Origin of the sequence: Microvirga sp. CF3016 (assembly GCF_036314085.1) — a bacterium.
In the GTDB taxonomy this organism is placed as follows: domain Bacteria; phylum Pseudomonadota; class Alphaproteobacteria; order Rhizobiales; family Beijerinckiaceae; genus Microvirga.
Genome location: NZ_JAYGGM010000010.1, coordinates 124924 through 140200, shown reverse-complemented (window position 1 = coordinate 140200; position 15277 = coordinate 124924). Strand labels below are relative to the sequence as shown.

Below are 15277 nucleotides of genomic sequence, written 5' to 3'. Positions count from 1 at the left end.
TCATGGCCCCCCTGGCCGGTTCGTTTCGGTGAGCTGGATGGTCCAGCTCTTCTGTTCACCTGTATCGACTTCGAAGAAGCCGCTGCGATCAAAGCCTCTGGCGAGGCAATCCTCCGTTCCACGAATCGTGAACTCGCGCTCCCGGGTGCACATGAAGGAACGACCGCTCCATTCGCCGCCCCGGTCGTAATCGATGGCATAGATGTAATAGAAGCGCCCGCCGAGTTGACCCTTGAGCAGGGTCTCGCAGGCGCGGGCGGTCAGGTTCCACCAGCCCTCCGTCACCCAGCCCTGGGAATCCCGGTAGCCGAGCGCGATGCCGACTCGGCTCGACGTCATGTTGCACAGGCGCAGATCCGCCTTCGCGGGCGATGCGGCCAGAAGGCCCCCGCCGACGAGAAATGTCGCGAGTGCAAGGCTTCGCCGCCAGCGAGGAGACGATGTGAGAGGAGCGGCCTTCATGGATGCGGTATGATCGAATCGAAAGGAATGAAATCGCACAATGCTGTGAGAACTATGTCGAATCGTTGTCGGCCAGAAGTTCAGCCGGAGCAAGACCTTACAGCAGAGGCGCTGCAGTTTTTGCGGTCTCCATGGCCTTTACGACACGGTAGGAAGGCCCTTGCTCTCCATACGGAGAGGGCTTGAGGGCTCATCCGTTCGCCGCATCAGCCTTGGGCCGCGCAACCCAGATCCCGAACAGGATCAGGGCGCCGCCCAGGCTTTGAGTCGGCGTCAGCACCTCGCCCAGGATCGCCCAGCCGAACATCGCCGCGGCAATCGCCTCCAGGAAGATCACCAGCGACGAGAAGACCGCCGGCAGCCGTCCGAGCGCGATGGCGAGAAGGCCCTGGCCCCCCGCATGGCTGACATAGGACATGGCGAGAAGCGCCGCGATGCCTTGCGCCGTCTGTGGGATCACCCGTGTGTCGAACAGGACCGCAATGACCAACAGGATGGCGGAGGTGATGAGGCCGGCCTCGAACGTGACCCGCGCGGCACCCGCCGTCTTGCGCGCCCGGCTCGCGGCCAGGAAATACATGCCGAAGAAGAAAGCCGTGGCGACGCCGTAGAGATCCCCTTCGATCCGAGCCGGGTCCGCCCGCAGGCTCTGACCGATCAGGGCTGCGCCGCCGAGAAGGCACAGGGCAAGTCCCACGAAGGTACCCCGCGACACACGCTGCCTGAGAACGAGCCAGACCGTCAGCACGACGAAGAGGGGAGCCATGGTGGCGAAGAAGGTTGCGTTCGCCACCGTCGTCTTGAGAATCGCCAGGTGCCAGAAGAAGAGGTCGCCCGCAAAGACGATGCCGCCGAAAATGCTGGCCTTGGAAAATCGGACTTTGGGAGCATTGACGGGTGCGCGCTTCTCCTCGATTCGCATCCAGGCATAGAGTAGCGGCAGGCAGAGCGAGACGCGCCAGAAGGCGCTGGCGAAGGGACCCACATCGGCCGGCGCCCCACCCATGTCGGCGGAGGCGAAGCGCACGAAGATCGGGGAAATCCCCATGGCGACGGCGCCGAGGCATAGGGCGGCAAAAGCAGAGGCGAAGCCCGGCTCGAGCCGGGCCGTTGTGGATGAAGTGGGCATAACGTTGTGAAAATGTGTTGCGCGGAACGTCGCGTTGTCAGGGTTTCAGGCGCAGGGTAAGGCTTTTCCTCCGCCGTTCAATCCATCCTTCCTGAAATCCGTCTTCCGTCATGTCCGCCTCCGCCGCGATCAAGCTCGACGATCCTGCCCTCGAGCCCTGTCCTGTCGAAATCATCGAAGGCTCCCTCGAATCGGGGATCTTGATCCTGTGCGACCACGCCTCGAATGCGGTGCCGCCGGATCTCGGGGATTTGGGCCTGCCCGCATCCGAGTTCGAGCGCCACATCGCCTACGACATCGGCGCCGCCGCCGTCACCCGCTCCCTGGCCCGGCGCCTTGGGGCACCTGCGATCCTGACCCAGTTCTCGCGGCTCATCATCGATCCCAACCGGGGACGGGATGATCCGACCCTGGTCATGCGCCTGTCCGACGGCGCGGTGGTGCCGGGCAACGCCCGGGTGGACGAGGCCGAGGTGCAAAGGCGCATTGCCCGCTTCTACGATCCCTATGACGATGCCATTGCGGACGCGATCCACAAGGCCATGGCGGCAGGCCAGCCGCCCGTCATCGCGACCGTCCACAGCTTCACGCCGGCTTGGCGCGGCTGGCTGCGGCCCTGGCATGTGGGCATCCTGTGGGACGCGGACGACCGGTTCGCCAAGCCGCTGCTCGAAGGGTTGGAGGCCGAGGGTGGACTCGTCGTCGGCGACAACGAGCCTTATGATGGGGCGCTTGCGGGCGATACGGTCGACCGTCATGCGACGGTGCGGGGTCTGGCCAATGCGCTCATCGAGATCCGGCAGGACCTGATCGCTTCGGAGGAGGGCGCCGAGGAATGGGCCGAGCGCTTTGCCCGGCTGCTCGCGCCGCTCGCAAGCCGGCCGGAGCTTCGGGCGCCGAGGATATTCGGAACCCGCACCCGCAACCGCCTGCGCCGGCATGGAGGATAGACCAATGAAGGATATCCACGGGACAACTCAGGTCGAGCTGGAGGCAGCTGCCTTCCGCAGGCTCGTCGAGCACCTGCGGGAGCGGACCGACGTCCAGAACATCGATCTCATGAACCTGGCGGGCTTTTGCCGCAACTGCCTGTCAAACTGGCTCAAGGAGGCAGCGGACGCGCGGGGCATCGCTCTCTCCAAGGAGGACAGCCGGACCTATGTCTACGGCATGCCCTACGAGGAGTGGAAGGAGCGCCATCAGCGCGAGGCCTCTGCCTCCCAGCTGGCCGATTTTGAGAAATCGAAGCCCGGGCATTAAAACGGCTTCAACCAAATGACCATAACACTGGCGCCAATGCCATCAATCAGGGGCTTCATTCATGGATGACGCAGCTTTCAACACCGAATCCGTCGCAGCCGACCAGCTGAAGGCCTTCATCGAGCGCATCGAGCGCCTCGAGGAGGAAAAGGCTGGCATCGCGGGCGACATCAAGGACGTCTACGCCGAGGCCAAGGGCAACGGCTTCGACACCAAGGTCCTGCGCAAGATCATCTCCCTGCGCAAGCGCGACTACGCCGAGCGCCAGGAGGAGGAGGCGATCCTCGAACTCTACATGCAGGCGCTCGGGATGGCTTAGCCCTCCCGACCGTTGAAGAGCTCAAAGGCCTCGCAGATCGACCTGCGGGGCCTTTCTTGCGTCAGGAGGCTGGCTGCGCATTCACAGTGACCTGATTGGAACCTTCCGTCATGGCTCCCGTATCGTCATGGCCGGGCTTGTCCCGGCCGTCCCGATCGGAAAGGCACGGCACCTCACACGATCGGGATCACCGGCACAAGGCCGGTGATGACGGTGGAGAGGATCAGGCCCGGTCCTGTGCCGGCGATGCCGCAGTGGATGTGCCGGCGATCCTCGCCAAGTGCTTCTCATAATCCATCCGCCATGCATGGTTCCCGCTCGCTTGCGGCGATCCGGTTACCTATAAGGAAGCGACCACGAAATGCTGGAGAGATGCATGAAGCTCGCCCGGGACCAAGTGTCCGAACCTGCCGATGCGGAGGCGCGTCGGAAAGTTGCTCCTGTCATCTGCTACCCGGTCGAGACCCTGCCGCGGCCCGACCTCGCTGCCTATCGGGCGGCTCGCGAAGGCTGGCAGAAGGTTGACGAGGTGATCGTCCCGCCCCGGGACGCACGCTGCTTCGCCGTGCCCGCCGGCTGCTTCTTCCGCATCGTGAGCATCGAGGGCCCGCAGGTGGGCGACCTCAATCTCTGGTCGGCTGACGATCTCGCTGAGCGCTTCTTCTCCGGCAAGACGAGGGCTCTCAACGGCACGCATGTGTCCACCGGAGACCAGCTCTGGTCGTCCCTGCCGTATCTGAGGCCGATGGCGACGATCACCCACGACACCCTCGATTGGTACGGCTTCGACGAATTCGGCGGCTCGGTGCACGACGTGATCGGCACGCGGTGCGATCCCTACACGCACCGTCTGCTCTCGGGCCAGGACTACTATTATTGCTGCCATTCCAACCTGACCCGGGCTCTCGCGCATCGTCTGGGGCGCGCCAAGGAGGATGTCGAGCCGGCGGTGCACGACGTGCTCAACGTCTTCATGTGCACCGGCTTCACCCGAGACACGGGGCAGTACTTCATGAAGGCGAGCCCCGTCAGGCCGGGCGATTATCTCGAGTTCTTCGCCGAGATCGACCTGCTGGGCGCACTCTCCGCCTGCCCGGGCGGCGATTGCAGCGCGGAGCATTCCAGCGATGTGGCCGTCTGCCATCCCTTGTTGGTGGAGGTGTATCGGCCGAAGGCGCCGCCGCAAGGATGGACCTCGCCGGCGCGCAACCCCTACGGACGGCAGCACGGCGAGTGATTGGGCAGCGCAGTCGAGAACCCGATCGAACAAAAAGGGCTCCGCAAGGAGCCCTTTTTCTTATCGCACCACGCTCAGCGGTTTGACCGCCGGTCCCGTGAAGCGGTTCGTCGCCAGATCGCCCGCGGGCTTGCTGGAAAAACCCATATGCAGGCTGGGCTCCGCCGACATCAGGGCGCTCAGCGCCGTGGGCGGCTTCTTGGCGGCCGGGGGAGCCTTCGCCTCCGGTGCTGCCGCGGGCTTTGCTTTCGCCACCTCCCTGGGGGTCGAGCCGGTGACCGGAATGTCGACCGGGCTTGCGGCGGCCACCACGATGGGGCGCAGGTCGGGCCGGGGCGGCGGCAGCGGGTGCTGGACGGCCGCCACATCCATCGGGCCGCGCAGCTCGGGAAGGCCGGGGATCGGGTTGGTGGCCGCGAGCGAGCCCGGCCGGGCCGGCGGAAGCGGGGCATAGGCCAGAGCGACCGTTCCGCCGATGGGCTCGATCACCTCGTCAGCCGCATCGGGCCGCCGGGGCGGCATCGGGGCGAAGGCCATGCCCTTGGCGATGGACATCTGCGAGCCGTCAGCCCCTTGCGCCTCCGGCCCCTGCTGCCAGGCCAGGGCCGGACCGGAGGCTGTCTGGACAGTGCCGGGCGCCCCATTGATCCGGGTCGGCGGCAGCGGCGCGGCGGCCGGCGGCGTCAGATCCTCACGCAGGGCCGGCGCAATGGCCGCCATTACGGCGGGAGCGGGCGGCTCGGGCCGCGGCTGGATCGCCACCGGGGCTCGGCGCACCGGCTCGACGGCCTGGCCCGGCTGCAGCGCCGCATAGACCGACGCGTTGGAGTCGCTGGCGTAATAGTTCTGCGCCGGCTGCGGCTGACGGGAAGCCATGATGGCCCGGCCCGGACGCGAGGCGACGCGGATCTCCTCCGCATCCTCCTCCTCGTCGTCGCCGATTCCGAACAGGGTGGCCCAGAAGCTCTTGCGGCGCGGCTGGTTGGCGACGGCCTCCTCCGCGTCCGCGTAGGCCGTGTAGCCGGCCACCGTGCCGCCCTTGGCGAGCACCTCGGCGCGGGCCTCGTCGTAGCCCGGAAGGGGCCGGCCGTCGGAGGGGACGTGGACGGTCTTGCCGTCGGGGAAGATGCTGGCGAGCTGGGCCCGTGTCATGCGCGGCCAGGCGCGGACACTGCCCACGTCGAGATGGACGAAGGGCGTGTAGGCGTTGGGATAATAGCCGACGCCGCCGTTCTGAAGCCGCATGCCGATGGCGCGCAGGCGCGCGGTGGACACGTCCGGCAGGTAGAAGTCCATCGCCTTGCCCTGCATGTGCTGGCTGTTCTTGGCTACGGCGCTCGACCGCCGCCTGAGCATGGAATTCGTCCGGGGCGAGCGGTAGCCCGAGTTCACATGCACCGGCTCGTTCGAGCCTGACTCGCGATAGACCTCCCACACCGTATCGAACAGGCGCGGATCCATGCGGGTCGGCTCGTCGCGCCGCCAGTCGCGCAGGAACCAGTTGAGCTGCTGCAGGGCGGCAGAATCGTACTGGCCATTGCGCCGGAAAGTGACGGTGAGGCTTTCCTTGGTGTTGTTGTTGTAGAGGCTCAGCGTGCGGGTATCGCCATTGGCGACGGCATCCTGCGTGCCGCGCACCCCGCCCACCATGATGGCCAGAAAGGCCACAAGACCAATGCCGACGCGGCGCGCTAGAGCATCGGACCCAAAAGTGGAACCCACTTTTGGGAACCATCCGATGCTCATTCCTTTGGCTGGCGCATCGTTCTTCGCGGAAAACCGGATCCACTTTTCCGCGCGATGCGCCAGGCGGTCCGTACGCAATACTCTCACTGTGATACTCGTCTTTACTGGGCCGCACCCGTGGATGCAGCAATCCTTATAGTGAAAGGATCTTTGCCGAGGACGGTTACCTTCGCGTTAAGTGAGGGCAGGAAAATCGTTGAGAACGTGGAGGAATGGAGAGTTACTCGGACAGATTGAGAGCGGCGCGGACCTTGCGGTCGAGGCCGTAGAGATCCTCGAACCGCTTCACCTCGCCCTTCTCGTCGATGGCGAGCGTGAAGTAGGTCAGATGCACGGGCAGGGGATTGGTGAGGTGCACGTAGCGCTCGCCCTTGCCGATGAGCCCGCGGAGCTTTTCCTCGGTCCACTTGCCGTCCCGGCCCATGATCTCTTCCGCGAGTTCGAAGGGCTTCTCGACGCGCACGCAGCCATGGCTGAAGGCGCGCTTGCTGGCGGAGAACAGATTGCGGTTCGGCGTATCGTGCAGATAGACCGCATGCTGGTTGGGGAACATGAACTTCACGAAACCCAGCGCATTGCGCTCGCCCGGCGGCTGCTGCACGGTGATCCGGTCGCCCCTGCGGATGATCTTGTAGCCCTTGCGCGCCGCGTAATACGGATCGTTGGCGAGTGCGGGCAGGATTTCCTTCTTCATGATCGACGGCGGGATCGTCCAGGACGGATTCACCACGAGATACTTCATGGTCTCGGAGAAGATCGGCGTCTGGGACTGCTCCTTGCCAACGATCACGCGGGTCTGATGGACCACGTTGCGCCCTTCGACCACCTGCAGGCGGAACTCGGGCACGTTCACCATGATGTGCCGTTGCCCCAGATCACCCGGGAGCCAGCGCCAGCGCTCCATGTTGGCGATCAGGTCGGATTGCCTTTGCGCCACCGACGGGCCTGAGAGGGCGGCGATCGTCTGGGCATTCAGAACGCCCGTGTCCGGCAGGCCCTTTTCCTTCTGGAAGGCCGCCACAGCCGAGGCCACGCGCTCGTCGTAGACCGTCTGGTTGTCCGCGTCCTTCGTCAGGTTGAACCGGGCGCGGATCAGAGGCACGCGGGGATCCTTCATGCCCACGCGCAGGATCGGCCCTCGGGGCAGGTGGACGCTCGGCTGCGAGGGATGGTTCTCGCGCAGCTTCACCAGCCGGTCCTTCAGGGCTCTGTAGCCCGGGTGCGGCGGGTTGTAGGCCTCGAGCGCCCCGCCGGCATCTCCGGCCGACGAGACCTTGCTCAGCACCTCCTCGGCCGAGGGCAGGGCGAGCTTCGGCGTCACGAGAGGTGACAGGCGGGCAAGATCGATGCGCCCGCCGCGGGCATCGCGGGCATAGCGGATCACGGACAGGGAGAGCCTCACGTCGGCCCGGGCCCATTGCGCCGGCGTCGCATCCTTGCGCAAGCCCCGGTCGGGCAGAGAATAATCGGCCGGATCGAGGCCATCCTCGTCGGCCGCTTTCAGGCGCTCCATCGCGCCCAGTGCAGCAGGCGACCAGGCGCCGTCCCGTGCCCAGACCAGAGGGCGCTCGGCCTGCGCATAATAGGCGGATAGGGCATCCCGGTCCTTGCCGCTCACGCGCAGATCGCGCATGGCGGCGTCATCCGCGAACAGGCCTTCCACGGCCATGCGGACGAGATCCGCCTGCATCAAGGCCGTCACGGGAGCCGCGTCGGGCAGGGGAATGTCGATGGCAGGCGACGGCTTCAGATCGGTTGCCTCGATGCCGACCGGCGCCGGCTCGGGCAACGGAATGGGCTGGGAGACCACGTCCTTCTGCGACGGGGTCTGTTGAACGGCAACATCGTGGAAGGAGGGCTCAGCGGGCACGGACTGAAGCATGTCTGGCTGGATAGTGCTGGTGTCGTCCGCCAGGGCGCCGAGGGGGAGGAGTGAAACAGACCCGATAAGACCGAGCCAAAGTGCCGTCTTGCGCAAGTCACGCATGATCTTGCTCCTCGTCGCAATGAAGGGTGGAGGCTGGAAAAGTCCTCCATCGAATGGATTTCGTCAGTGTTCCCGCACACGTCCTGTTACGCTTAACGCACAAAACGGCATGCGGCTTCATCGTCTAGGCCAAGTTCTTTCAATTTTCTGTAAAGGCCCGCGCCAAAGCGTGCGTCCGCCTCCTGCATTCTCCCACAAATATCGTTTGCGGGGAGATCGTGTCGGGGCGCGAACGCTTTGAAGGATCTACGAGAACCGTTCAGGCTATGCTGGGCGAGGAGGGTAAACCGGCCCTTGACGAGGGCGGGATTGCCCCCTGGGCTGATATGGGTTGATCCGGAGAGCGCGGCGGCCAATATGTGTGCAGTACCTTCCAGACCGATCCCAATCAGGCTGTCGTCCGTGACCTCTCAGAAAGCGATCCCCTTGCATCACCCGTCCGCTGCCGGCGCCGCGCAGGCCGAACTCGGGGCGCTGCCCGAATGGAACCTGTCCCATCTCTATCCAGGCATGGACAGCGAGGCGTTCAAGCGGGATCTCGCGAAGGCCGAAGCGGAGTGCAAGGCCTTCGCCGCCGCCTATCGCGGCAAGCTCGATGAGATGGCCCGGGGCGAGAGGGCCTCCGAGCGGCTCGACGAGGCGGTGAAGCGCTACGAGGCGCTCGAAGACCTCCTCGGCCGCCTCATGTCCTATGCGGGTCTCGTCTATTCCGGCGATACCACCGACCCGGTCCGGGCGAAGTTCTACGGCGACACCCAGGAGCGCCTGACCGCCGCCTCGACGGAGCTTCTCTTCTTCGGGCTCGAACTCAACCGAATCGACGACGAGGTCCTCGACAGGGCCGTGGGCGAGGAGCCGCTCCGGCATTACAAGCCCTGGATCGAGGACCTGCGCAAGGACAAGCCGTTCCAGCTCGAGGACAAGATCGAGCAGCTCTTCCACGAGAAGTCCGTGACCGGCCGCTCGGCCTGGAACCGCCTGTTCGACGAGACCATCGCGTCCTTGCGCTTCACGGTGCGCGGCGAGGAACTGCCGATCGAGCCGACCCTGAACAAGCTGCAGGATCCGGACGAGAGCCTGCGCAAGGACGCCTCCGACGCCCTCGCCAAGACCTTCAAGGCCAATCTTCGCACCTTCACGCTCATCACCAACACGCTCGCCAAGGACAAGGAAATCTCCGACCGCTGGCGCGGCTTCGAGGACGTGGCCGATTCCCGCCATCTGGCGAACCGGGTCGAGCGCGAGGTGGTGGAGGCGATGGTCTCCGCCGTGCGGGAAGCCTATCCGCGCCTGTCGCACCGCTATTACGCCCTGAAGGCCAAGTGGTTCGGCAAGGACAAGCTCGACCATTGGGATCGCAACGCGCCCCTGCCGAGGGTCGAGCAGCGCACCATCTCGTGGAACGAGGCGAAGGACACGGTTCTCTCCGCCTATTCCGCCTTCTCGCCCCGCATGGCCGACATCGCGCAGCGCTTCTTCGACGAGGATTGGATCGATGCGCCGACCCGTCCCGGCAAAGCGCCGGGCGCCTTCGCCCATCCGACCGTGCCGTCGGCCCATCCTTACGTGCTCCTGAACTACCAGGGCAAGCCGCGGGACGTGATGACGCTGGCGCACGAGTTGGGCCACGGGGTGCACCAGGTCATGGCCGGCCCCAACGGCGCACTCATGGCGCCCACGCCCCTGACGCTTGCCGAGACGGCCTCCGTCTTCGGCGAGATGCTCACCTTCCGCCGCCTTCTCGACCAGACCACCGACCCGGTGCAGCGCAAGGCGATGCTGGCGGCGAAGGTCGAGGACATGATCAACACGGTGGTGCGCCAGATCGCGTTCTATTCCTTCGAGCGCAAGGTGCATCTGGAGCGCCGCAACGGCGAGCTCACGGCGGACAAGCTGTGCGAGCTCTGGATGTCGGTCCAGGACGAGAGCCTCGGGCCTGCGATCCGGCTGGGTCCGGGCTACGAGAGCTTCTGGACCTACATTCCTCACTTCATCCACTCGCCGTTCTACGTCTACGCCTATGCCTTCGGCGACTGCCTCGTGAACTCGCTCTACGGCGTGTACGAGCGCTCCAACGAAGGCTTCGTGGACCGCTATTTCGCGCTCCTCTCGGCCGGCGGCACCAAGCATTACTCGGAGCTTCTCGCCCCCTTCGGCCTCGATGCCAGCGATCCGTCCTTCTGGCAGATCGGCCTGTCGATGATCGAGCGCCTGATCGGCGAGCTCGAGGCAATGGAGAAGGCGTCCTGATCGCTTGCCCTGTGCGGCAGGGGTCACCTGCCGCACAGGGCAGCGACATCGATGAGTGAGAGAAAGATCACTGTGGGGGCTGGACCGGGAGGTCGACCATGGCGGTTCGTATCGGGAGTCAGGCTGCAGACAGGCTGAGCGGCACCGGCGGGGCCGATGTGATCTACGGCTACGACCCGAATGCCAGAACCCCGCCCACGATGGCGGCCACCATGCTTGTGTCCGGCCTGGATAATCCCTTGTACCTGACGGCGGCGCCGGGTAATTCCCGGCACCTCTTCATCCTTGAGAAGCGCGGGCTGGTGAAGGTCCATGACACCAGCACGGGGCAGACCCTCGGCACGTCTTTTCTCGATGTGTCGACCCAGGTCGCGACCGACGGAGAGCAGGGGCTGCTGGGGCTCGCCTTCGCGCCCGATTTTGCGACCAGCCGGACGTTCTACGTCTATCTCAGCACGACCGACGGTGATGTGGAGATCCGTGAATACAGGACCCTGGCGTCGAACCCGCTCGTCGCTGATCCTGCCACCATGCGGCTCGTCGAGCGGATCGACTACCCGTCCTCCTCCAGCAACCACCGTGGCGGTTGGATCGGGTTCGGTCCCGACGGCTATCTCTATGTAGCGACCGGTGACGGCGCGAACGGGGCGAATTCGCAAAGCCTCGGCAACCAGCTCGGCAAGATCCTCAGGCTCGATGTGAGGGCCGATGCCTTCCCGTCCGACCCTGAAAGAAACTATGCCTTGCCCGCCGACAATCCCGCCTCGATCGAGGGAATCTCGGGCAGTGCGGCAGGGACCGGGATCTATGCGGCTGGCCTGCGCAATCCCTGGCGCACGAGCTTCGACCGGGTAACGGGCGAACTGTATATCGGCGATGTCGGACAGAGCGCCTTTGAGGAGATCAATCTCGGGCGGGCCGGCGCCAATTACGGCTGGAGCGCCACCGAAGGGCCGTTCAACCCAGGAGCGTTCCCGGGCTACACCAACCCGATCCACGCCTATGGGCGCGATCTCGGTCAGGCGGTCACCGGAGGCTATGCCTATCGAGGCGCCGAGCAGGATTTCCAGGGCACGTACTTCTTCTCCGATTTCGGAAGCGGCGGAATCTGGTCGCTGCAGCGCGTCTCCGGCTCGTGGTCGTTCAAGGATCTGACGGGTCAGGTGGCCGTAGGCGGCGGCCCGATCGGCTCCGTGTCGTCGTTCGGGGAGGATGGGTCCGGAAACCTCTATATCGTCGATTACGGGGGCAAGATCTTCCGTCTCGACCTCAAGTCCGGCCTCGGCCCGAACGTCCGTGACGATACCGCCGACGTTCTCAGGGGCGGCGGCGGCAATGATCGAATCTTCGGCGGCGGCGGAAACGACTCGCTGTACGGGGGCACCGGCAACGACTATCTCCGAGGCGGACCGGGCGCCGATCTCCTGTCCGGCGGAAGCGGCTTCGATTATGCCGATTACCGCGATTCCTCGGGGCCTGTGCTCATCGACCTCGCAAGAAGGACGCAGGTGGGAAGCGATGCGGCCGGCGACCGATTCTTCAGCATTCAAGGTGCGTTGGGCAGTGCGTTCGACGACGTGCTCAAAGGCTCTCGGAGCAGCGATACGCTTCGCGGCAATGCGGGCAACGACAGCCTCTCCGGCAATGCGGGCGATGACAGGCTCTATGGCGATGCCGGCCGGGACACCCTTGTGGGAAGCTCGGGAAAAGACTGGCTGTCCGGCGGACCGGAGGGTGACGTGTTCCGCTGGCACTCCGGTGGCTCGGCCGGCACTGCCTTGAGCCGCGCGGACGTGGTGCGCGACTTCAGCCATAGTGCTCGGGATCGTCTCGATTTGGCAGGGATCGACGCCAACAGCCTGCGCGACGGCAATCAGACCTTTGCGTTCATCGGCAAGGGCAACTTCACGTCGGCCGCCCAGGTCCGTTACGAGGTTGTCGGATCCGAAGCGCGCATTTTCCTGAACACGGATTCCGATTTCGATGCTGAAGGCCTCATTCGCCTCGTCGGAATACGCAATCTGAAGTCAGGTGATTTTCTCTTGTAAGAAAGCCGAGCCTCGCCGGTAAAAGGCCGCGGAGGGCTGCCCTAGCGCTTGGCGCGGCACGCCATATCTTAAGCTCTCCAGTTCAGAGCAAGAGATTCCACGTCATGGCTGAATCCGACCGCGAAGCGAACCGCTTCTCCGCGCGCGCCGCCCGTTATGCCCGCGTGGGCGCCAACATGGGCGGGGTCGCGGCCCGCATGGCAGGATCTCGGCTATTCGGGGGCGATGCACGCGACGCGTCCAATGCCGCAGTGCTGGCCCAGGCGCTGGGCGGACTTAAAGGACCGATCATGAAGGTGGCGCAGTTGCTCGCCACCATCCCGGACCTGATCCCGCCGGAATATGCCGCCGAGCTGCAGAAGCTTCAGAGCGAGGCCCCACCCATGGGGGCGGCCTTCGTGAAACGGCGCATGCAGGCGGAGCTTGGGCCGCAATGGCAGAGCCGCTTCGGCTCCTTCGATCTCAATCCCGCGGCGGCAGCCTCCCTCGGCCAGGTTCACCGGGCGACCACGAAGGACGGCGAGAAGCTCGCCTGCAAGCTGCAATATCCGGACATGCAATCGGCCGTGGAGGCGGACCTCAAGCAGCTGGAGCTCGTCTTCGCCCTGCATCGACGTATGGATCCCGCCATCGATACCCGCGAGATCGCCAAGGAGATCGGCGAGCGGGTGCGGGAGGAGCTCGATTATGAGCGCGAGGCCAAGCACGCGGCGCTCTATGCCCAGACCCTCTCGGACGTGGAGGAGGTCCGGGTTCCGGGGGTGCGTCCGGAACTCTCGACCAAGCGGCTCCTGTCGCTCGAATGGCTGGAAGGCGAGAAGATCCTCGGGTTTACCGAGGCCCCGGTCGAGATCCGCAACCGGCTGGCGGTGGCCATGTTCAAGGCTTGGTGGCACCCCTTCAGCCATGCGGCCGTCATTCACGGCGATCCGCATCTCGGCAATTACACTGTCTTTTCCAATGATGGCGAGGCCCGGGGCATCAACCTCCTCGATTACGGCTGCATCCGCATCTTCCACCCGCGCTTCGTCGGTGGCGTGGTCGATCTCTATCGCGGTCTCCAGACCGACGACCGGGCCCGCGTCGTCCATGCCTATGAGACCTGGGGGTTCAAAAGCCTCTCGAACGAGCTGATCGACATCCTCAACATCTGGGCTCGCTTCATCTATGCGCCGCTCCTCGACGACCGGGTTCGCACGGTGGCCGACGGCGTGAAACCGGGCGAGTACGGCCGCCGTCAGGCCTTCGAGGTTCACAAAGCCTTGAAGGAGAAGGGGCCTGTCACGGTCCCGCGCGAGTTCGTGTTCATGGACCGGGCGGCCGTGGGCCTGGGCGCGGTCTTCCTCCACCTGAAGGCCGAGCTGAACTACCACCGGCTGTTCGAGAACGAGATCGAGCGCTTCTCCCTGGAGAACCTGGAGCAGAAGCAGAGGGAGGCGCTGGCAGCTTCCGGTTTACCAAATCCTGTGTAATGAGGTTGCATCTTTCCTGTTCCGGCCCTACAGGCTTACGGAGCGTTAGGGGCAGCCGATGAAGATCGCTTTCGTTCACCAGAACTTTCCAGGCCAATTCCTGCGTCTGGCCCGGACCTTCGTGGCCGAGGGGCACGAGGTCGTTGGTCTCGGGATGGTCAAGCAATGCTCCGTCCCGGGCGTGAAGTACTTTTCCTACGATGCGGTCCCGGGGCCGGAGGATGCGCCTTATCAGAACCGCTACTCCCCGGTCATCCCGCGCCTGCGCCGGGCCTATGGCGCCGCCTACAAGGCCAAGGCGCTGGCTCAGCAGGGCTTCGAGCCGGACGTGGTGGTGGTCAACACGGGCTGGGGCGAGAACCTGTTCCTGAAGGACATATGGCCCAGGGCCCGGCACGTGGCCTATTTCGAATATTATTATCACGCCAAGGGGCAGGATCTGGATTTCGATCCTGAGTTCCCGGTCACCAACGAGGAGGTGATCTGGCGCCTTCGTCTGAAAAACTCGATGCAGCTCGGCGCCCTCGACGCCGCCGATATGGCCGTGGCCCCGACCCGCTACCAGCGCGACACGTTCCCGGCCTACCTGCGCGACCGGCTCGCCATCATCCATGACGGGATCGATACCCATAAGCTCCTGCCCGATCCGAATGTTCGGCTCCAGCTCGGCGAGGGCGGGCCGCAGCTCACCCGTGAAAGGCCCGTCGTCACCTATGTGACGCGCAACATCGAGCCGATGCGCGGTGCTCATGTCGTCTTCAAGAGCCTGCCCTATCTCCTCGACATCGATCCCGAGCTGCGGGTGGTCATCATCGGCGGCAAGGGCACGAGCTATTCCGGCTCTGCGCCGAACGGGCAGACTTGGTTCGACGTGTTCAAGGCCAGGATCGAGCGCCCCGTCGATTGGTCCCGGGTCCATTTCGTCGGAAACCTGCCCTATGACCAGTTCGTGAAGGTCCTGCAGGTCTCCTCGGCCCATGTCTACATGACCTATCCCTTCGTGCTGTCCTGGTCCTCCATCGAGGCCATGGCCCTCGAATGCCGGATCGTGGCCTCGGACACCGAGCCAGTGCGCGAGGTCATTCAGGATGGGGTGAACGGGCGCCTCTTCCCCTTCTTCGACGAGAAGGCCCTGGCCGAGAGGGTGCGCGAGACATTGGCGGAAAAGGACAGATCCGCCGCCATGGCCGCGGAGGCCCGGAGAATCGCGGTCGCGAAATATGATTACGAGACTGTCTGCCTGCCTCAATGGCGCGAGTTTCTCGGGATCAAATGACCGGAAAAAGCATTCATAAAGTTTTCATTTGGAGCCATTCGAAAGATTGCGGCTCCTCACTGCTTGCGTTAAACGCAGCAATTAACAAGTG

12 protein-coding genes are annotated in these 15277 nt (G+C 64.7%); 8 read left to right on the top strand and 4 right to left on the bottom strand.

What is annotated here, in order from left to right; genetic code table 11:
* Both VB672_RS16190 and VB672_RS16185 read right to left on the bottom strand, forming a co-directional pair.
* Entirely contained in the window at nucleotides 1-462 is a 462-nt protein-coding gene (locus VB672_RS16190) for a DUF1036 domain-containing protein (protein ID WP_329785232.1), read from the bottom strand.
* Nucleotides 463-652: 190 nt separating this feature from the next.
* Nucleotides 653-1591, bottom strand: coding sequence for a DMT family transporter (locus tag VB672_RS16185; RefSeq protein ID WP_329785231.1), 939 nt, complete (start codon nucleotides 1589-1591; stop codon nucleotides 653-655).
* 110 nt (nucleotides 1592-1701) lie between these two features.
* On the opposite strand from VB672_RS16185, the gene VB672_RS16180 reads away from it, so the two are divergent.
* From VB672_RS16180 to VB672_RS16165, 4 genes are all read left to right on the top strand, one after another.
* Nucleotides 1702-2541, top strand: a complete 840-nt coding sequence (locus VB672_RS16180; protein ID WP_329785230.1) for an N-formylglutamate amidohydrolase — start codon at nucleotides 1702-1704, stop codon at nucleotides 2539-2541.
* A gap of 4 nt (nucleotides 2542-2545) precedes the next feature.
* Complete coding sequence (locus VB672_RS16175; protein WP_329785229.1) at nucleotides 2546-2851, top strand: DUF1244 domain-containing protein; 306 nt, start codon at nucleotides 2546-2548, stop codon at nucleotides 2849-2851.
* Between the two features lie 61 nt (nucleotides 2852-2912).
* Nucleotides 2913-3170, top strand: a complete 258-nt coding sequence (locus VB672_RS16170; RefSeq protein ID WP_036355032.1) for a DUF2312 domain-containing protein — start codon at nucleotides 2913-2915, stop codon at nucleotides 3168-3170.
* A 376-nt stretch (nucleotides 3171-3546) separates the two neighbouring features.
* The gene (locus VB672_RS16165; RefSeq protein WP_329785228.1) at nucleotides 3547-4407 is read left to right on the top strand and encodes an urea carboxylase-associated family protein; all 861 of its coding nucleotides are present in this window, start codon (nucleotides 3547-3549) and stop codon (nucleotides 4405-4407) included.
* Nucleotides 4408-4467: 60 nt separating this feature from the next.
* Here the strand turns inward: VB672_RS16165 and VB672_RS16160 are convergent, their stop codons facing one another.
* Nucleotides 4468-6129 carry a DUF882 domain-containing protein gene (locus VB672_RS16160; RefSeq protein WP_442932074.1) on the bottom strand — a complete coding sequence of 554 codons (1662 nt, stop codon included), beginning with the start codon at nucleotides 6127-6129 and terminating at the stop codon, nucleotides 4468-4470.
* Between the two features lie 244 nt (nucleotides 6130-6373).
* Nucleotides 6374-8140, bottom strand: a complete 1767-nt coding sequence (locus tag VB672_RS16155; protein ID WP_329785227.1) for a L,D-transpeptidase family protein — start codon at nucleotides 8138-8140, stop codon at nucleotides 6374-6376.
* A 357-nt stretch (nucleotides 8141-8497) separates the two neighbouring features.
* Between VB672_RS16155 and VB672_RS16150 the strand changes: the two genes are divergently transcribed.
* The 4 genes from VB672_RS16150 to VB672_RS16135 all read left to right on the top strand — a co-directional run bounded on the left by VB672_RS16150 (nucleotide 8498) and on the right by VB672_RS16135 (nucleotide 15186).
* Entirely contained in the window at nucleotides 8498-10390 is a 1893-nt protein-coding gene (locus tag VB672_RS16150; protein WP_442932073.1) for a M3 family oligoendopeptidase, read from the top strand.
* 98 nt (nucleotides 10391-10488) lie between these two features.
* Complete coding sequence (locus tag VB672_RS16145; protein WP_329785225.1) at nucleotides 10489-12438, top strand: PQQ-dependent sugar dehydrogenase; 1950 nt, start codon at nucleotides 10489-10491, stop codon at nucleotides 12436-12438.
* 104 nt (nucleotides 12439-12542) lie between these two features.
* A complete protein-coding gene (locus VB672_RS16140) occupies nucleotides 12543-13910 on the top strand; it encodes an ABC1 kinase family protein (protein ID WP_329785224.1) in 1368 nt (455 codons plus the stop codon).
* A gap of 58 nt (nucleotides 13911-13968) precedes the next feature.
* The gene (locus VB672_RS16135; RefSeq protein WP_329785223.1) at nucleotides 13969-15186 is read left to right on the top strand and encodes a glycosyltransferase; all 1218 of its coding nucleotides are present in this window, start codon (nucleotides 13969-13971) and stop codon (nucleotides 15184-15186) included.
* The last annotated feature ends 91 nt before the right edge of the window (nucleotides 15187-15277 follow it).